19 protein-coding genes are annotated in these 17,316 nt (G+C 44.6%); 13 read left to right on the top strand and 6 right to left on the bottom strand.

What is annotated here, in order from left to right; genetic code table 11:
- The first annotated feature begins 29 nt into the window (after positions 1 to 29).
- Together yycI and MHI27_RS30510 are read left to right on the top strand one after the other, a co-directional pair.
- Positions 30 to 770 carry a two-component system regulatory protein YycI gene (gene yycI, locus MHI27_RS30515; protein WP_042193029.1) on the top strand — a complete coding sequence of 247 codons (741 nt, stop codon included), beginning with the start codon at positions 30 to 32 and terminating at the stop codon, positions 768 to 770.
- Between the two features lie 14 nt (positions 771 to 784).
- A complete protein-coding gene (locus tag MHI27_RS30510; RefSeq protein WP_042193028.1) occupies positions 785 to 1,594 on the top strand; it encodes an MBL fold metallo-hydrolase in 810 nt (269 codons plus the stop codon).
- Here MHI27_RS30510 and MHI27_RS30505 read toward each other — a convergent pair.
- Positions 1,560 to 1,769, bottom strand: a complete 210-nt coding sequence (locus MHI27_RS30505; RefSeq protein ID WP_042193027.1) for a hypothetical protein — start codon at positions 1,767 to 1,769, stop codon at positions 1,560 to 1,562. The genes MHI27_RS30510 and MHI27_RS30505 overlap by 35 nt on opposite strands.
- Before the next feature lie 374 nt (positions 1,770 to 2,143).
- On the opposite strand from MHI27_RS30505, the gene MHI27_RS30500 reads away from it, so the two are divergent.
- The 8 genes from MHI27_RS30500 to MHI27_RS30465 all read left to right on the top strand — a co-directional run bounded on the left by MHI27_RS30500 (position 2,144) and on the right by MHI27_RS30465 (position 10,871).
- Positions 2,144 to 3,388, top strand: a complete 1,245-nt coding sequence (locus MHI27_RS30500; RefSeq protein ID WP_042193026.1) for a S1C family serine protease — start codon at positions 2,144 to 2,146, stop codon at positions 3,386 to 3,388.
- Positions 3,389 to 3,807: 419 nt separating this feature from the next.
- The gene (locus MHI27_RS30495) at positions 3,808 to 4,008 is read left to right on the top strand and encodes a cold-shock protein (protein ID WP_019914582.1); all 201 of its coding nucleotides are present in this window, start codon (positions 3,808 to 3,810) and stop codon (positions 4,006 to 4,008) included.
- A 92-nt stretch (positions 4,009 to 4,100) separates the two neighbouring features.
- Complete coding sequence (locus MHI27_RS30490) at positions 4,101 to 4,331, top strand: cold-shock protein (protein ID WP_042131698.1); 231 nt, start codon at positions 4,101 to 4,103, stop codon at positions 4,329 to 4,331.
- A 221-nt stretch (positions 4,332 to 4,552) separates the two neighbouring features.
- A complete protein-coding gene (locus MHI27_RS30485) occupies positions 4,553 to 5,947 on the top strand; it encodes a cytochrome ubiquinol oxidase subunit I (RefSeq protein ID WP_076285054.1) in 1,395 nt (464 codons plus the stop codon).
- Entirely contained in the window at positions 5,944 to 6,960 is a 1,017-nt protein-coding gene (cydB, locus tag MHI27_RS30480; RefSeq protein WP_076285053.1) for a cytochrome d ubiquinol oxidase subunit II, read from the top strand. The genes MHI27_RS30485 and cydB overlap by 4 nt, the downstream gene beginning before the upstream one ends.
- Positions 6,960 to 8,726 carry a thiol reductant ABC exporter subunit CydD gene (cydD, locus tag MHI27_RS30475; RefSeq protein ID WP_042193023.1) on the top strand — a complete coding sequence of 589 codons (1,767 nt, stop codon included), beginning with the start codon at positions 6,960 to 6,962 and terminating at the stop codon, positions 8,724 to 8,726. Before cydB ends, cydD begins: the two co-directional genes overlap by 1 nt.
- On the top strand, positions 8,723 to 10,474 hold the full coding sequence (gene cydC, locus MHI27_RS30470) for a thiol reductant ABC exporter subunit CydC (RefSeq protein WP_042193022.1): 1,752 nt from the start codon (positions 8,723 to 8,725) through the stop codon (positions 10,472 to 10,474). The genes cydD and cydC overlap by 4 nt, the downstream gene beginning before the upstream one ends.
- A 229-nt stretch (positions 10,475 to 10,703) precedes the next feature.
- Positions 10,704 to 10,871 carry a CxxH/CxxC protein gene (locus MHI27_RS30465; protein WP_076120603.1) on the top strand — a complete coding sequence of 56 codons (168 nt, stop codon included), beginning with the start codon at positions 10,704 to 10,706 and terminating at the stop codon, positions 10,869 to 10,871.
- A 99-nt stretch (positions 10,872 to 10,970) separates the two neighbouring features.
- Here MHI27_RS30465 and MHI27_RS30460 read toward each other — a convergent pair whose 3' ends face one another.
- On the bottom strand, positions 10,971 to 12,383 hold the full coding sequence (locus MHI27_RS30460; RefSeq protein WP_405175329.1) for an MFS transporter: 1,413 nt from the start codon (positions 12,381 to 12,383) through the stop codon (positions 10,971 to 10,973).
- Between the two features lie 140 nt (positions 12,384 to 12,523).
- Between MHI27_RS30460 and MHI27_RS30455 the strand changes: the two genes are divergently transcribed.
- The 3 genes from MHI27_RS30455 (at position 12,524) to MHI27_RS30445 (ending at position 14,430) form a co-directional block, all read left to right on the top strand.
- Positions 12,524 to 12,874 (top strand): ArsR/SmtB family transcription factor, encoded by a 351-nt coding sequence (locus MHI27_RS30455; RefSeq protein WP_405175328.1) that lies wholly within the window; start codon positions 12,524 to 12,526, stop codon positions 12,872 to 12,874.
- Between the two features lie 131 nt (positions 12,875 to 13,005).
- On the top strand, positions 13,006 to 13,485 hold the full coding sequence (gene rlmH / locus MHI27_RS30450; protein WP_042131690.1) for a 23S rRNA (pseudouridine(1915)-N(3))-methyltransferase RlmH: 480 nt from the start codon (positions 13,006 to 13,008) through the stop codon (positions 13,483 to 13,485).
- A 90-nt stretch (positions 13,486 to 13,575) separates the two neighbouring features.
- A complete protein-coding gene (locus MHI27_RS30445; RefSeq protein ID WP_405175327.1) occupies positions 13,576 to 14,430 on the top strand; it encodes an effector binding domain-containing protein in 855 nt (284 codons plus the stop codon).
- Positions 14,431 to 14,590: 160 nt separating this feature from the next.
- Here the strand turns inward: MHI27_RS30445 and MHI27_RS30440 are convergent, their stop codons facing one another.
- The 4 genes from MHI27_RS30440 to adhP form a co-directional block, all read right to left on the bottom strand.
- Complete coding sequence (locus tag MHI27_RS30440; RefSeq protein ID WP_405175326.1) at positions 14,591 to 14,758, bottom strand: hypothetical protein; 168 nt, start codon at positions 14,756 to 14,758, stop codon at positions 14,591 to 14,593.
- Between the two features lie 16 nt (positions 14,759 to 14,774).
- Positions 14,775 to 14,909 (bottom strand): hypothetical protein, encoded by a 135-nt coding sequence (locus MHI27_RS30435; RefSeq protein WP_341059121.1) that lies wholly within the window; start codon positions 14,907 to 14,909, stop codon positions 14,775 to 14,777.
- 204 nt (positions 14,910 to 15,113) lie between these two features.
- Positions 15,114 to 15,965 (bottom strand): alpha/beta fold hydrolase, encoded by an 852-nt coding sequence (locus MHI27_RS30430; protein WP_405175325.1) that lies wholly within the window; start codon positions 15,963 to 15,965, stop codon positions 15,114 to 15,116.
- Positions 15,966 to 16,114: 149 nt separating this feature from the next.
- Entirely contained in the window at positions 16,115 to 17,131 is a 1,017-nt protein-coding gene (gene adhP / locus MHI27_RS30425; RefSeq protein ID WP_405175324.1) for an alcohol dehydrogenase AdhP, read from the bottom strand.
- Positions 17,132 to 17,316 lie beyond the last annotated feature (185 nt).

Raw genomic sequence — 17,316 nt, 5'->3', positions numbered from 1 at the left:
TGTTCATATAACATTTAGGAGGTAAGGGTATGGATTGGGGAAGAGCCAAAAATGTACTAATTTGCGCCTTTTTAGGTCTAAATCTGCTGCTATGTTATCAGCTGTGGATTGATTTGCGCGATCAGGTTAGTGCCAATCTCGATTTCACTTCCCTGTCCGAAGAAACCCAGGCGGTCATGGAGCAGAAAGGGATTCGTGTGTTGTGTCCCATTCCGGCTTCTACCCCGCAGCTTCCTAATATAACTTATCGATATTCTGCTGAAGAGCAGAATGAACCACCCATTAAATTAGATGTTCCTATAGACAGCAAGCTGATCTATTCTTCCTTCACTGACCTTAGCAAGGCGCTTGAGAGTCAAATACCGGATATCGCAAATTATCGTTTTGATTCTCAAGAAAGTGAAGTTGGGAAGTTCGTGCTTCACCCGCTAGTTCAGAATCAGTGGTCGCTATTCCGAGTTAGGTTAGAGTTGATTAATAGTGATCAGAAGATTGTAGCTTTCCGCTCACCTAAGATTGAGATAGGGGCAAGCAGTAGCGATAAGGAACAGAAGGTACTGCCGGCATCGCAAGCGCTTAGCAGTTTGATTGAAAAATATTTTCCGGCAGACTCCGTAGTAAAGGAGATTGAGCTTGGTTATTATGGTGAGTTGTTCAACTCCGAAAGTCAGGTAGCGTCGCCAATGTGGCGGTTCATGCTGGAGAACGGCAATGCCTATTATGTGGATGCTATAAGTGCGGACATCATCAGTCCGAAGACAACAGATTAGAAGGAGTAAGGAAAATGGGGATTTCATTTACAGTACTGTCCAGTGGTTCTACCGGAAATGTAACGGTGGTTCGGAACGGGGAGACAACACTTATGATTGACGCGGGACTAAGTGCCAAGCGGATCGATGAGCTGTTGGCCATGCGCGAGCTAACGGGTAATGATATAGACGGGATTCTAGTCACACACGAGCATTCCGATCATATTAAAGGACTCGGGGCAATGGCCCGTAAATACGATCTTCCGATTTATGCGAACACCAATACCTGGGGAGCCATTGAAAAAGGCATTGGAAAAATACCCGACTATAACCGAATCATTATGGAGTCGGGACAGCATAGGGATTTTGGTAGTCTGCGTGTAGAATCGTTTGCAATTTCTCATGATGCGGCGGAGCCGGTGGGTTACAATTTTTATGATGGAAAAGAAAAACTGTGTGTAGCTACAGATCTGGGGTATGTTAGCGACAAGGTAAGAGATGCGATTTCAGAGGCGGACGTATTAGTGCTGGAGGCGAATCATGATATTGAAATGCTGAGGATGGGACGTTATCCGTGGAATACGAAACGACGTATACTTGGCGACATGGGTCACCTTTCTAATGAAGCAGCCGGAGCAGCACTAAGTGAAATTCTCACAGGACGGACTAAACGTACCTATTTAGCGCATTTAAGCCGGGATCATAATATGATGGATTTGGCTAAAATGTCGGTACGTTGCGCAATGGAGGATCGGGGCTGTTTCTTTAAAGATAGTGAGTTTAAGCTTTGCGATACGTATTATGACCAACCTACGCCATGGGATAAGTTGAGCCAGTTGTCATAAGCTGATCAAGCTCGGCAGTCTTTCGTTCTAATTCTTGGCGGGAGATCAGGCCTTTATCGATCATCAATTCGATCATAGCACTGAAGGCAAGGGTCATATGGTAGTGTTCATCCTTCAAATCGCCAAGCTTACCGATAAACTCCACCAGATCCATACTTGTGGAAAAAGAATTCATAATTATACCTCCTTATGTAGTAAAAGCAGAACTGGAGTTGTAAAAAATTCGCAGGCTTTTTACCTCAGGAAAATCACGAATTGAGGGTTGCCTGTGATACAATTATAGACGTGATAAGCAAACTCTAAATTTATGGAACCTTTCTATTAGTGTAGTCTTTTAAGTTGCAAAATATTCCTAGTAGAGAAGATATATTGAAAGATTCTAAAATTCTTTCGATTAACTGAAACTATTGTGTGGTTAATGGATAAAGTGAAACTTTTTAGTGATTGTTGGAGTCTAAAGGATGCAGAGGTATATGCTTGGAACGTGATTGCTAGAGGTTCAGGTTTTAGATACTGTGAACGGTTGGCAATAGAAGGGGGAGATTTTCGGTGGGATTGTTTGATGACGATTTCTATTCAACTAAAGTATCACGGTCCAGAGGGGATGAAGCATCAAAGGGATCATTTGCTAACCGCAAGCATTCTGTGCGAAGATCGCGCAAGGGCTTATCCACTTGGCAAATATCCGCCGTCTGCTCCTTAATCAGTGCTGTGGTGGCAGTGTTTTTATTCAGTATGCTTACTGGACAAATGAGTCACGAAACTGCCCCGAAGTCGGTAGTAACAACTGGGGAGGTTGCCCCAAGCAGAGATCCGTTTGACCGTATCATTCAAGCCGCTGCTACGGTTCGTCCTGCAGTAGTAAGTATTATCAATCATAAAGAAGATAATAAAGAATTGAACATTCTGGATGAGTCAGCATTAGGCTCTGGAGTGATTTATAAAAAGGTAGATAATAAAGCATTTATCATTACTAATAACCATGTCATCGAAGACTCTAGCAATCTTGAAGTCGTAACAGTAGATGGCGAGACACGTAAAGCTACACTTGTTGGAACGGATAAAGTGAGTGACATCGCGGTGCTTTCGATTGATGCCAAGGGTATCAATACAATCGCAGAGCTCGGGGATTCCTCGAAGCTTCGTCTAGGTGAAACGGTCATTGCCATCGGAAACCCGTTGGGACTTGGTGACACATTGACTTCAGGAATTGTCAGCTATACTGAACGGAAGGTTCCCGTATCCTTGAATCAGGACGGCGTATATGATTGGGAGCAAGAGGTCATTCAGACCGATGCAGCAATTAATGAAGGCAATAGCGGCGGGGCGCTTGTGGATCTGGATGGTAAAGTCATCGGTATTAACACGATGAAAATCTCCGATGCAGGTGTAGAAGGGCTGGGTTTTGCTATTCCAGCTAACCATGTGATAGATACCGCTAATGAACTGGCTGAGAAAGGGCGGATTGCCCGTTCCTACTTAGGAGTATATTCGGTAGATTTAAACAATCCTTACATTCCTCTCGCAGAGGACCAACGCAAGGAACTGAACCTACCGAACAATGTTAAGGATGGGGTTGTCGTTCTGGATGCTGTTGGACCTGCACAAGAAGCGGGAATACAGTTCAATGATGTAATTACGAAATTTAATGATGAACCGATTACATCCACGCTTTCCCTTCGCAAGTATTTATATAATCAGACGAAGATTGGTGAGGATCTGAAGATTACCTATTATCGAAATGGGAAAGTCAATCAGACCACAGTAAAACTTCTTGAAAAACCAGAGGAATAATATGCTGGAAGTCGGCATATAATGATATAGCAGTAATGACAAGTAGAGCGGACTACCCCTTCGGTTGAGAAGGTAGAGCTTCCTGAAATAGCGATACTCTGTATCGCTATCGGGGATCTATTTCTTCTAAAGTTTTGATAAATATGGCAATTATAAGCTGATTTAATCAATTTTGGGCTGACTGGCAACCCTTACATTGGAAGGTAATACTTATTAGGGTAGAAACGGATATATACGGATGCCAGCTTGCCTTTGCTAATCAGGTGTGGTAATATGATATCAATCATACATTTAGTCCCTAATTTTCGCATTGAAAAGGGCTGTTATATTCGGTAATACAACCTTTTTCAATGTGTGAATTTTTTCTTTGTTTGAAGATAAAAAGAACATATTAATTTAAATTTGTGGAGGTAACACACATGCAAACAGGTACAGTTAAATGGTTCAACGCAGAAAAAGGATTCGGATTTATCGAAGTTGAAGGCGGAAGCGACGTATTCGTTCACTTCAGCGCAATCACTGGCGACGGCTTCAAAACTTTGGACGAAGGCCAACGCGTTGAATTCAACGTTGTTCAAGGCAACCGTGGACCACAAGCCGAAAACGTTGTAAAACTGTAATAATAGAAGAAACCGTCCCAGCTTGTGAAAGTTGGGACGGTCTTTTTATATCTAGTTAGTCACTATTGACTTACAGGATGGGAGGAACGGCAATGAACTACCGGAAGAAACCTTTGGAAGAAATACCGGAAGAAAATACCGCGATTTGGGCGTGTACCAATGATGGATGCAACGGATGGATGAGGGATAATTTCGCATTTGAACATGCGCCTTCTTGCCGTCTATGTGACTCTCCAATGGTTCGCAGCACGAAGATGCTACCACAATTGCTTAATTCGAATGGCGATCTCAAATCGCTGAAGAAGGGTATTTCCATTACCTAACCAATGCCTTTATGAGTCAAGCTTTATAGAACAGTGAACAACTTCAAGACGGTCAAACCGTCTTATTTTTTTTGCTTTTTTTAAGGTAAATTGTGATTTTTGTCACAAATCATTTGAATTTCACCGTTAAAAGCACCCCTTTGTGTGACATTTATCACAAAATGACGTCTAAATTTTTGACACAATATAATTAACGAAAAGGGGAGAAGGAAGGGAAAAATATGGATACAGTAATGCTGTCGCGTATACAATTTGCGTCGACGACAATATTCCACTATTTCTTTGTACCGGTATCAATCGGACTAGCGCTCTTGATTGCGATCATGGAGACCATGTACGTTAGAAAAGGCAATGAAGAGTACAAAAGAATGGCACAGTTCTGGGGAAAGCTGTTTCTCATCAACTTTGCAGTAGGGGTAGTTACAGGTATTTTGCAGGAATTTCAGTTCGGGATGAACTGGTCTGATTATTCACGTTTTGTGGGTGATGTCTTCGGGGCTCCGCTTGCAGTTGAAGCATTGGCAGCCTTTTTTCTGGAGTCTACTTTTATTGGGATCTGGATATTCGGCTGGGACAAAGTGTCCAAAAGAGTGCACTTGTTATCCATCTGGCTGGTAGCATTCGGTACGATGTTATCCGCTTTCTGGATTCTAGCAGCGAACTCCTTTATGCAGCATCCTGTGGGCTTTGCGATAAATAATGGACGGGCAGAAATGAATGATTTCTTCGCGCTCATTACGAACGGACAATTGCTGGTTGAATTCCCGCACACGGTTCTTGCTGCGTATGCAACAGGCGCCTTCCTCGTAACGGGTATTAGTGCGTATAAGATATTGAAGAAACAAGATGTATCTTTCTTTAAGAAATCTTTTCAAATTGCAGCAATCGTAGGGATCATTTCTTCTATTGGTGTAGCCGTGGCAGGCCATGCGCAAGCACAGTATTTGGTTGAGACTCAACCTATGAAGATGGCGGCTTCCGAAGGACTGTGGGGTAAGAGTGGTGACCCGGCACCTTGGACCGTATGGGCAAATATTGATCCTGAGAAGCAAGAAAGTACTGGAGAATTTCAAATTCCGTATATGCTGAGCTTCCTTTCATACAGTAAATTTTCCGGTGAAGTTAAAGGTATGCTTGAACTGCAAGCTGAGTATGAGCAAACCTATGGCCCCGGTGACTATATCCCGCCTGTACGTACGACATTCTGGAGTTTCCGGATCATGGTTCTAGCAGGAACATTGATGATTGTACTGGGTATGTACGCAATGTATTTAATGTGGCGCAAAAAGATGGACCGTCCAAACACTTGGTTTATGCGGTTTATGTTATGGGGACTATTGCTTCCTCCAATCGCGAATACAGCGGGTTGGGTAATGACCGAATTCGGGCGTCAGCCATGGACGGTATTCGGACTGATGACAACGGAAGACAGCGTGTCGCCTAATATTACGAGTGGTCAGGTTCTATTCTCTGTTATTTCTTTTACAGCGATTTACGCCATTCTCGGATTAGTTCTAATTGGTTTGTTTATGAAAGTGATTAAAAAAGGTCCTTATGCGATGGATAACGATCACGGGGATTCGCATGATCCATATAACGAGGAGGGCGCCCAATGATGTCTCTTAATGAATTGTGGTTTGTGCTCATTGCAGTTCTGTTTATAGGGTTCTTCTTCCTGGAGGGTTTCGATTTCGGCGTAGGGATGGAAACACAAATTCTCGCTAAGAATGATACAGAGCGCCGGATATTGATTAACTCGATCGGACCCTTCTGGGATGGAAACGAGGTATGGCTAATTACCGCTGCAGGTGCAATGTTTGCGGCTTTCCCTGAGTGGTATGCAACGTTGTTTAGCGGATTTTACATTCCCTTTGTCTTTGCTTTATTAGCTTTGATTGCACGTGGTGTTGCTTTTGAATTTAGAGGTAAACGGGATTCCGTAGCTTGGAAAAAAACTTGGGATGTGTGTATCTTTTTCGGCAGCTTCCTCCCACCGTTCCTCCTAGCTGTGGTGTTCGCCAGCTTCATCAAAGGTTTGCCGATTGATGGGGATATGCAAATGTACGCAAGTTTTACAGATATCGTAAATGTGTATACCGTAGTAGCTGGTGTGACTGTTGTCCTTCTTTGTTTGGTACATGGTCTCATGTTCACAACGTTGCGTACAGTGGGAGATCTACAGGCTCGCGCTCGAAAAATGGCGCAAAGATTGCTTTTGCCACTTGGGGCTTTATTGCTTGCTTTCGTGGTAATGACTTATTATATGACTGATATTTTCGAACAACGTGGTTTAGTTCTTATGATTATAGTAGCGCTGGGAATTATCGCGTTTATATTATCGGGTTATTTCATGACGAAGAAGAAGGATGGCTATGCTTTTGGTATGACAGGAGCGGTAATAGCATTGTCCGTAACTTCTATCTTTGTAGGATTGTTCCCACGTGTTATGATTAGTTCAATCGATCAAGCCTTTAATTTGACAATCACCAATGCGGCCTCGGGACATTACTCTTTAAAGGTAATGACGATTGTGGCACTGACCATCCTTCCATTCGTATTGGGATATCAAATTTGGAGTTACTTTGTCTTTCATAAACGCGTTCACGAGAAGGAGCATCTTGAATACTAATGGATAAAAATTTGCTTGGGTATAAAGGAGTTAAGCCGGTATTTCTGATCGTTGGGCTCCTTACCCTGGTGCAAAGCATGTCCATACTTCTGCTGGCCAAATGGCTGGCAGAAGTCATCTCTGCGCTATTTGCAGGAGAACCTCTGAAGGAACAATGGGCTACTTCGCTATTGTTCCTTCTTGCATTTCTAGTGCGCCATGCTTGCGCCATGCTGATGAGCCGTATCTCTTACCGCTTTGCGGAAGCAACGGGCAGCAACATGCGGAGGGAAATGATGGATAAGCTCTTCCAGCTTGGACCCAGAATGGTGGGCGGGCGTGGAACCGGGGATCTTGTCACACTTGTGCTGGAAGGCGTAACAAAGTTCCGCACATATTTAGAAGCGATTATCCCTAGAATGGTAGGGATGTCAATTACACCGATTTTGGTACTTATTTATATCTACAAGATGGATACCGCGAGTGGGATAATTCTAACGATCACCATGCCGATTATTATTGTTTTTATGATCTTGATCGGGATGACGGCTCGCAAGCAGATGGACCGTCAGCTGAAATCTTATCGCACCTTATCTAATCATTTCGTAGACTCCCTCCGTGGGCTAGAAACGCTGAAATTTCTGGGCCGCAGTCGTAGTCATAGCACGAGCATTGCCACCGTTAGCGATCGATATCGCTCGGCGACGATGCGTACACTGCGAGTGGCCTTTTTGTCTTCGTTCGCGCTAGACTTCTTTACGATGTTATCCGTTGCTTCCGTCGCGGTAAGTCTCGGCCTGCGTCTGGTCAACGATCAGATGACCCTTGTTACGGGTTTAACCATTCTGATCTTGGCACCGGAATATTTTTTGCCTGTACGATTGGTAGGTTCGGATTTCCATGCTACTCTCGATGGTAAGGAAGCCGCTGAGGCAATGAAAAGCATTATAGATCAGGATGAAGTGAAAGCTGAAGTAGTAGGTTCTAATGGTGACCAAGCATTGAAATCAGCATCGAAAACACCAGAAGAGATATTCACTTGGCATAAAAATAGCACACTTACATTAAATGATGTCAGTGTGAAATACGAGGAAGCTGGTCTTTCTTCGCTGGAAGCGGTGAACCTGCAATTTAAAGGAGCAAGCAAAATTGGGATTATCGGAGAGAGTGGGGCCGGTAAATCTACGTTAGTGGATATATTAGGGGGCTTTTTGCACCCTACTTCAGGAAGTATCACGGTTAACGGTACAACGGTTAGCGCATTAACGGATGAGGCTTGGCGAAAGCAGACCTCGTATATCCCGCAGCGCCCTTATATTTTTAGTGGGACATTGGCTGATAATATTCGCTTCTATTACCCTGAGGCTTCTATGGAAGCTGTGGCTGCAGCTGTGAAAGCTACCGGATTATCAGAGCTGGTGGCAACCCTTCCGAATGGCTTGGATGAGATGATCGGCGGCGGAGGTCGTTCGTTCAGTGGTGGACAGGAACAGCGGGTTGCGTTGGCTCGAGCTTTACTCAGCAGTCGTCCAATTATGTTATTAGATGAGCCAACGGCACATCTGGATATTGAGACGGAATATGAGCTGAAGGAGACGATGGTGCCTCTTTTTGAAGGAAAGCTGGTCTTTCTGGCTACACATCGCCTGCACTGGATGCTTGATATGGACATTATTGTAGTAATGAAACAAGGAAAAGTAGCAGAAATCGGTACCCATCAGGAGTTACTTGCCCGCAAGGGTGCGTATTATGAGTTGATTGGGTCGCAATTGGAGGGAATCCATTGAAACGTGAAGGATGGTTTGCTCCGTATGTATCGTCGTATTTTTGGCGTTTTGTGCTTATTATCGTGCTTGGGGCGTTGACGATTTTTACAGCCTCATCATTAATGTATACTTCAGGATTTCTGATCTCAAAAGCGTCTACACCCGTCGAAAATATTCTAATGATTTATGTACCGATTGTAGGTGTGCGTACGTTCGGAACGAGTCGGGCTGTCATTCATTATGTAGAACGTTTAGTTGGGCATGACACGATTTTGCGAATTCTATCTAAGATGCGTGTGCGTCTGTACAATATTTTGGAACCACAGGCTTTGTTCCTGTCGTCACGCTTCCGCACTGGGGATATTCTCGGGATGCTTGCGGATGACATTGAATATTTGCAAAATGTATATCTGCGCACCGTTTTTCCAAGCATTATTGCTTTGCTGATTTATGGAGCAGCTGTGATTGCACTGGGTACTTTTGATATCGCCTTTGCGCTATTGATGGCTTTGTATATATTGGTGTTAGTAGTGGTGTTGCCGTTCTTATCTCTATTGTTCACACAGAAACGCCAACGTGAAGTGAAAGTAGAGCGTAATCGTCTCTATCAAAAGCTGACTGACGCCGTACTTGGTATGGGTGACTGGGTCATTAGTGGACGACAAAGCCAGTTCGTAGACACTTATGAAGCAGATGAGAGAAAAGTAGCCAAAACCGATGCAGCGCTGCGCAGCTGGGCACGTATTCGTACGTTCATTGGGCAAGCGGTAATTGGGATTGGCGTGCTTTCTATGCTGTATTGGGCCGCTGGAGAGTTTGCAGATGGTGCTATTGCGGGTACATTGATTGCGGCGTTCGTACTGGTTGTTTTTCCTGTAGCAGATGCCTTTCTTCCAGTGTCTGAAGCGGTGGAGAAAATCCCGCAGTACCGTAACTCCTTAGAGCGATTGTCTGGTGTAAATGGAACTGAGCAGAACATCGTCTCTGAAAAAGCAACTGTAGTCGATGCTCTGCCTCAGGCCATGAAGAGTGCTCACATCAAGCTCGAAAATGTAGGTTACCACTATGGTTCAGAGGCTAACTGGTCGGTTCGCGATCTCAGCCTCGATATTCCACAAGGTAAAAAGATTGCGATCATCGGCCGAAGTGGTGCGGGTAAATCGACGTTATTAAAGGCTATTCAAGGTGTTATTGAACCTTCTGACGGCTCGGTTACGATTAATGGAATCGCTGCAGATGCCTATGGCGAGCATATTCCTTCTATTATAGCGGTGCTTAATCAGAGTCCACATTTATTCGATACTACAGTAGCTAACAATATTCGTATGGGTGATCCGAAGGCTTCCGAACAAGCCATTAAAGAAGCTGGTGCCTTAGCCAAAATGGATACGTTGATCTCCTCGTTGCCGGATGGATATGATACCTTTGTCCGTGAAGCAGGGCAACGATTCTCTGGTGGAGAGCGTCAGCGGATAGCGTTAGCTCGTATTTTGCTGCAAAATACACCTGTTGTCATACTCGACGAACCGACTGTAGGGTTGGACCCGCGGACGGAACGTGATCTTTTGAAGACAATGTTCGAAGCCATGAAGGGTAAGTCACTAATTTGGGTAACGCATCATTTGGTCGGTGCGGAGCAGATGGATGAAGTGATTTTTATGGAAAACGGCTCGGTAGAAATGCGTGGAACCCATGCGGAGCTGATGAAAAAAGAACCACGTTACCGCAGATTATATGAGCTGGATCGTCCGGTGGAGTTTCTAGGGTAGGATGGAGAGTTTAAAATAATATTTATAGAAAATAGAGAGAGAGAAGTGATGAGATTCCTTTTGCCCTTCGGGGTGGGAGGAATCTTTTTTTGGTGAAGGGCAAGAATATAGATAATGGATGAACAGATCGCTGGAATGGATAGATAGGAGTTCCATTTTCGTGGGAAGTATGGTAGAACAATAGAAGGAGTATTAGGCCGTAGCGGCACAGAAAGGGATGCTTGGTTGAATGTATGTAGTATGTAAAGAACATGTAGAATTAGCTATTGATTTGTTTGTGGACGAGTATGAGGATGCACCAGATGTAGTGGATTTGAAGGAAACGGAATTCTCTGACTGGGACCCGCCGGCAAAGTGCACCCAATGTGAGAAGAACGCTGAATATTTGGTGGTCTAAAGGACCTTTAAGACTTATAAAAAAACACCTTGCAGTCCCGGAAATGGGCCGCAAGGTGTTTTTGCGTGGAATAATTATAGGTGCATTGGAGGATTAATCTTATGCATCTGCTGCATCTGCCATATTGGTCAGGGAGCTACCTCGGTTATTCTTGCGGTAGACAATGGCTGAGATGATGGCAAGCATTGCAGCAATAGAAAGTCCCCAGTAGATGTTCGAGTAAGCGGCCCGGAGCGGCAGCCCACGCTGCCATTCCAATGCACTTGCGGCCATAGCTACGCTGAAGGCGCCGCTAAAGAATTGCAGTAGCTGGAACAGTCCCATCCCCGAGCCGATTTGTGAGGAAGGCAGAATCCGTGAGATTTCATTGGATACACTACTGGACAATGTAGTGAATGCAAGACTCATAATCATATAGATCAGCATAACGGCAATCCAGGACCGCCCAGCGAAAAATGCGAACAGGACGGTAGCGGTCAGCACAAGCAGTGGAGCGAAGCGCAATATCCCCGCATTGCCATAACGGTCGATAATTCGCCCGACGGAGCGGGAAACGAAAATGGCGAGCAGTGAACCCGGAAAGATCACAAGCCCGGCATGACTTGCACTGAAGCCAAAGTGATGAGTTAAAATCTGTGGCAGCAGGAACAAGGTGGCGAAGCTGCACAGATAGGAGGCTATTCCGACCACCGCCAGCACGAGATATGAGCGGTTACGGAAAAGCGCGGGCATTACAAATGGGTCGGGCGTGCTGCGGATGCGGCCAACAAATAAAGCGATGGCGACAAGTCCGGCGACCAAGGCCACCCACAGCCCACTAGTCAGGAACAGCAGTAGACCGGTGGTGCCGACGCCCAAGAGCAGCCCACCAAGCACATCAAAGGAGCCGCGGGTGGGCACCTCTTTAGGCAACAGGATAAGGAACAACGGTACGAGAAGCAAAATAGCTGCCGTTACAGCGAACAACCAGATCCAGCCGAGATATTCGACGATGGCTCCGCCCGCGACCGGACCAAGGCCTAGGCCGAGTGAAACGGCTGACATAATCGTCGCCATCGCTTTGCCGCGACGGGCTTGCGGGACATAGCGGGTAAACAGAACAAGAGATAAGGACATTACTGCGCCCGCGCCCGACGCCTGTAGAATGCGCACGATAAGCAGAAAGATAAAGTTGGTGCTGAAGAAGCCGGCCACAGCCGCAAAGCCTAGCGTCAACAAGCCTATCACCAGCAGGCGGCGGATCGGCAGAAAATCAGAGAGCCGGCTGTACGTGATTGAGGCAATCGAAAACATAATGGAATACCCGGTAACAATCCAAGAAGCGGATGCGGCTGAAATGCCGAAGGCTTCGGTTACATCAGGCAGTGCCAGATTGAACATGGCTGTATTCATGATGACGAGAACCACAGCGATGCTGAACAGCAGAGTCAGCAGGCCTTCCCGTGGAAGAGTCGCTTCCGGAGCGGAGGCTTCATGATCCGCATTCGCGGAAAGGTTATTTACAGAAGTCATGTGCGAAGCACTCCTTTTATTATTGTTTAATAGTTCGATTACTTACGAACAATTGAAATATAGCATGCGTTGATATAAAATGCAATTAGGAGCACCAATATTTTTTCGCATTAAAAGTAGGACAAAGGGGATAATCATCCATGAAAATACTATTTCATCCAGACCGCAAGGACATTCAGCTTGCTTCCGTATTGTATGCGCTCAGCGATCCGATTCGCCTCCATATCGTATCGGATATTCATAGAAATGGAGAACAGGCTTGCAACGCCTTCAACGTTCCGATCGCCAAATCCACCATGTCTCACCATGCCCGTACGCTGCGCGAGTCAGGGGTTGTGTTTACGCGGGTGCAAGGAACCCAGCGCATACTGTCGTTGCGGACGGAGGATCTTAACGCAAGGTTCCCAGGTTTGCTGGATTCTATATTGAGTGCTTACGAAGCTGGGGAAAAGCCGGATTTTGCGATGGAGGAGCGGGAGGAGAGTAAGTAGGGGATGGATTGTCTGAAGAATAGGACGTTTAAGGAATGCGAAAGATTAGGAAGCTACTTACTAAAACTACAAGGGACGCCCAGTGCGCGTCCTTTTGCTATTTCAATAGAGGACTATAACAGGAGGCACTTATGCTTATTCAAATTATTGGCGTAGGAAAATTGAAGGAAAAGTACTTGATCAATGGCATCGCGGAGTATGCTAAACGGCTGACACCGTACCTGAAATTTCAGGTGATTGAGGTGGCAGATGAAAAAGCACCCGACTCTCTAAGCGAAGCAGAGGTCGGTATTGTTAAGGCGCGCGAGGGGGAACGCATCCTCGCGCACATAAAGAGCGAGGCGCATGTCATTGCGCTCGCGATTGACGGCAAGCTGTGGAGCTCGGAAGAGCTTGCCGCAGAAATTGACCGGCTCGGCACCTATGGGACGAGCCATGTCGTGTTCGTCATCGGAGGGAGCCACGGGCTCTCCGATGAGGTCATGCGCCGCGCGCAGCAGCGCATGAGCTTCGGGCGCATGACGCTGCCCCATCAGCTCATGCGCCTGGTGCTGGTGGAGCAGATTTATCGCGCGGTGAAGATAAATCGGGGGGAACCGTATCATAAATAAGGGCAAGTTTTTTGCTGACTTTTTCGTGCAGAAATTGCAAGGTATTCATTTTTTATTTCCGATAAAATTACCTTGAAGGGAGGGAATACGATGGATTGGTTGGACAGGATGAATAGTGCCATGGAATATATCGAAACAAATCTAGCGGACACTATTTCATTTGATGAAATAGCACAGAGAGCCTGTTGCTCTACCTATCATTTTCAAAGAATGTTTCCATTTATTACTGGCGTATCGTTATCGGAGTACATTCGACGTCGACGGTTGACATTGGCGGCATTCGAACTGCAGACAACAGACTCAAAGGTTATTGATGTAGCTATGAAATATGGATATGATTCGCCGGAGGCGTTTGCACGGGCCTTTAAGAATCTTCATGGTATTATGCCGACATCTGCGCGCGATACAGGCGTTTCTCTAAAAGCCTATCCTCGAATGTCCTTTCATATTTCAATAAAAGGGGATGTCGAAATGAATTACCGTATTGAGCAAAGAGGTTCTTTTGAGATGTTTGGAGTATATGGATTTATAAATGCAGAGCAGAAAACAGCGTTCTCTGAAGTTCCTCAATTCCGTATAAAATGTGATGATGATGGCAGCGTTGATCTTATGAACGACTTACTGGGACGTTTTGGTGACACCATGTTACACGCCGCCCTTTACGATCACACTAAAGAATCTTTCAAATACATGGTCTGTTATCATTTACCTAAGGGTCTTGAACTTCCGGAGAGATTTACAAAACTTTCTGTCCCAACATTAACGTGGGCGATTTTCCCGGAGCCGCAATGTGATATGCAAAAACTATGGCAACGAATCTATTCTGAGTGGTTTCCGACATCTGAATACGAACAGGTTGAGGGCCCTAGTTTCGAAATGTATTATGGAATGGCACGGCATGGGAATGTTTCAGGAGAAATCTGGATACCGGTGAAGAAAAAATAACGTCTTATGCGAGCGAAATGTAGGCGTTAACAAAGATGACAACTGAACAAATCTAGATTAATAAAGGGTCATCCCCACAAAGGATGGCCCTATAACTTGCCGTTACAGACAGCGCGGTGAGCCTTATCATAAGTAGGGCCAAAAAAAAGGAAGTGACCACTTAATTTGCCGTCTTATTGACAAAATCAATCTCATTTCTGATCCCTTTATGGGCGTCATTCCACAGGCCCTTTGTTAGGCGAATGCGCAGCAGGCATGTGTTAGGGTCTTCGTCGTTATTGGCTTCGTTATACCACTCGGCGAAAATTGTGCGCAGCTTTGTCATCATCTCCGCGTTCTTCTCGTCACATACCCAGCCCAGGTTTTGACCGATACCATCGGCCCCCCGGTTCCAGCGCGATGGTGGACAGAGAGATTAGGCCGTCCTTGTTACCTACTTGTTCTTCCAGCAGCTTCATGGCTTCGTCGTACTTGCTCATTATATTACCTCCTAAAGTATCATAAGGCATACAATGTTAAGCTTATCATTGTGAAATCTTAGTGCATGTGAGGAATAATACGATAAAATATTAAATCGCTATCATAATCCTCTGTTCGACTTAGGTATGGTTCAACTGAAACGAGCATGAAATAAAAAAACACTAAGAATCAACTTAGTGTTTTTCGTTATACAAAGGAAAGCCTCAATTGCCCTCAAGAATCCACTTGCTTAGCTCTTTGTCAAAGGTTCGAGGTTCTTCAAACATCGGATTGTGACCACTATGCTCAAAGATCACTTTTTTGACGTGCTTATAGGCTTCATTAACAGAATTCCAAAGTGAAACAGGCGCTACCAAATAATCATACCTGCCTAAACCGATAAATACTGGTTTGTTGAAGTTAGCGAGTGATTGTATAAGATTCAATTCTCCGAATGCTTCTCCCCACAGATAATCGATAATTGGCATATTCGTATATACATCTTCCCACATGTAAGCTGCGTCAAATGTATAATCATAAAAGCTTTGGGCTCCCATCCGAATACACATGTGAACGAATCGCCGTTCAGGATCTTTCTGAATGTCGCTTTCTAACAAAGCAATATCCATCTCGAACTGTCTTTTTCTCTCCGGACTTGCTGTCTCATTAAAAAATGCAAAACTTTGACGCTGTCTTTCCCCGCTATTTGTAGGTGCTGAATTCAATAAGGCAACTTTTTGGACATGGTAGGGATATTTTTTAGCATATTCCAAAGCCATGAAAGCATGTCCTGAATGCCCTAATAAGATGAAATTTGTTAAGTTAAGATCTTGCCTTGCCGTCTCTATATCATCTAATACTTTCTCCAATCTATAATCTTCCGGTTGCAGAGTTCGGGGCGGCTTCACAAATCCTCTATGATCAAGGAAAATAAACTGAAATGTATCATATAAATCTTCTGAGAATAATTGAGGATAATAAACACTGCTGCCTATCACCAAAATAGGTTTCCCAGTTCCTTTTACACAATAATTCAGTTCAAATCCATCGCTATTTATAGTTTGGTATTTATTCATTGTTATCATCCTTTTTCATTTTTATTTTACACATCACTCCTTCCCTTCACGGATTCCATTACATTCTCCATGGAACGTTCTAACATTCCGATCACCTCAGATTTTGTGGCTTGTAATAAATATTATGGTAGCATACTTTTTATTATTGATCATTTCGTCATATCAAGGACGATTCGACCATTGATTTTGCCTTCTAACATAAGATCGTAGATCTCATTAATATCTTCTAATTTACGTGTCTCAATAATGGTTTTTATTTTTCCTTCTGCAGCGAATTGTAATGTTTCTTGTAAATCTTTGCGAGTGCCGACAATCGAACCGACTACCTTTGTACCGTTTAATACCGTATCAAAGATCGGGACATCCATGGATTCAGGAGGCAGTCCAACCATGACGCAGGTACCGCCGCGACGAATGGCCCGGTAGGCTTGGTCGAATGCTTTTTTCGCAACCGCCGTACAAACGACACCATGTACTCCACCGATTTCTTTTTGAATCCAGTCTGCGGCATCTTCTTTTAATGCGTTTAGGGTTTTGTCTGCGCCAAGCTGTTTGGCAAGCTCCATCTTTTCATCCGACGTGTCGATGGCCACTACGTTCATTCCCATCACCTTTGCATATTGTACACCAAGATGACCCAATCCTCCGACGCCGAAAATGGCTACCCATTCACCTGGCTTTACACCTGATACTTTCAAAGCTTTGTAGGTCGTAACGCCAGCGCAAAATAAAGGTGCCGCTTCGATGAAGCCTAGATTATCAGGAACCTTCACTACATAATCGGCAGCTGCCACACAATATTCTGCATATCCACCATCTACGGAATATCCAGAATTTTGCTGATCGAGACAAAGAGTCTCTCTTCCTGTAAGACAATACTCACAATGACCGCAGGCTGAGTACAGCCATGGAATTCCTACTCGGTCTCCTACCTTTAAGTGTGTAACTCCTTCACCTATTTCTTCAATGATCCCAACGCCTTCATGTCCGGGAATAAGAGGGAGTTTCGGTTTTACGGGCCAATCGCCATGAGCAGCATGCAAATCAGTATGACACACTCCGCACGCCTGAATATGGACAAGGATTTCTTTGTGTCCGGGTTTTGGTTTAGGTACGTCTTGTATCTCTAACTTTTCTTTGAATTTCTTTACTATAGCGGCTTTCATTAGCATACTCCTTTAGTTTTTTGCTTTTCAAAAAGTAGTATGTTCATGAGGCTAACTTTAAATTCTTGAGACTTTTATCACTGATTAACACTCACATCACAAGTAATATGTTAGAATATCAGAACAGCTTTACTGCGTTACCGCTTTATCAACTTCATAATTCACGAGCTATGATGGCTAAGGAT

It is taken from the genome of Paenibacillus sp. FSL H8-0261, assembly GCF_045040645.1.
Classification (GTDB): domain Bacteria; phylum Bacillota; class Bacilli; order Paenibacillales; family Paenibacillaceae; genus Paenibacillus_AQ.
Note: the sequence above shows the minus strand (reverse complement) of the source record. Positions and strands in the feature narration are given on the sequence as shown.

Bases quoted from the DNA above. Each gene is read 5' to 3' on its own strand.
- yycI (WP_042193029.1), top strand. From the start codon at position 30: ATGGATTGGGGAAGAGCCAAAAATGTACTAATTTGCGCCTTTTTAGGT.
- MHI27_RS30510 (WP_042193028.1), top strand. From the start codon at position 785: ATGGGGATTTCATTTACAGTACTGTCCAGTGGTTCTACCGGAAATGTA.
- MHI27_RS30505 (WP_042193027.1), bottom strand. From the start codon at position 1,769: ATGAATTCTTTTTCCACAAGTATGGATCTGGTGGAGTTTATCGGTAAG.
- MHI27_RS30495 (WP_019914582.1), top strand. From the start codon at position 3,808: ATGCAAACAGGTACAGTTAAATGGTTCAACGCAGAAAAAGGATTCGGA.
- MHI27_RS30490 (WP_042131698.1), top strand. From the start codon at position 4,101: ATGAACTACCGGAAGAAACCTTTGGAAGAAATACCGGAAGAAAATACC.
- MHI27_RS30485 (WP_076285054.1), top strand. From the start codon at position 4,553: ATGGATACAGTAATGCTGTCGCGTATACAATTTGCGTCGACGACAATA.
- cydB (WP_076285053.1), top strand. From the start codon at position 5,944: ATGATGTCTCTTAATGAATTGTGGTTTGTGCTCATTGCAGTTCTGTTT.
- cydD (WP_042193023.1), top strand. From the start codon at position 6,960: ATGGATAAAAATTTGCTTGGGTATAAAGGAGTTAAGCCGGTATTTCTG.
- MHI27_RS30465 (WP_076120603.1), top strand. From the start codon at position 10,704: ATGTATGTAGTATGTAAAGAACATGTAGAATTAGCTATTGATTTGTTT.
- MHI27_RS30460 (WP_405175329.1), bottom strand. From the start codon at position 12,383: ATGACTTCTGTAAATAACCTTTCCGCGAATGCGGATCATGAAGCCTCC.
- MHI27_RS30455 (WP_405175328.1), top strand. From the start codon at position 12,524: ATGAAAATACTATTTCATCCAGACCGCAAGGACATTCAGCTTGCTTCC.
- rlmH (WP_042131690.1), top strand. From the start codon at position 13,006: ATGCTTATTCAAATTATTGGCGTAGGAAAATTGAAGGAAAAGTACTTG.
- MHI27_RS30445 (WP_405175327.1), top strand. From the start codon at position 13,576: ATGGATTGGTTGGACAGGATGAATAGTGCCATGGAATATATCGAAACA.
- MHI27_RS30440 (WP_405175326.1), bottom strand. From the start codon at position 14,758: ATGATGACAAAGCTGCGCACAATTTTCGCCGAGTGGTATAACGAAGCC.
- MHI27_RS30435 (WP_341059121.1), bottom strand. From the start codon at position 14,909: ATGAGCAAGTACGACGAAGCCATGAAGCTGCTGGAAGAACAAGTAGGT.
- MHI27_RS30430 (WP_405175325.1), bottom strand. From the start codon at position 15,965: ATGAATAAATACCAAACTATAAATAGCGATGGATTTGAACTGAATTAT.
- adhP (WP_405175324.1), bottom strand. From the start codon at position 17,131: ATGAAAGCCGCTATAGTAAAGAAATTCAAAGAAAAGTTAGAGATACAA.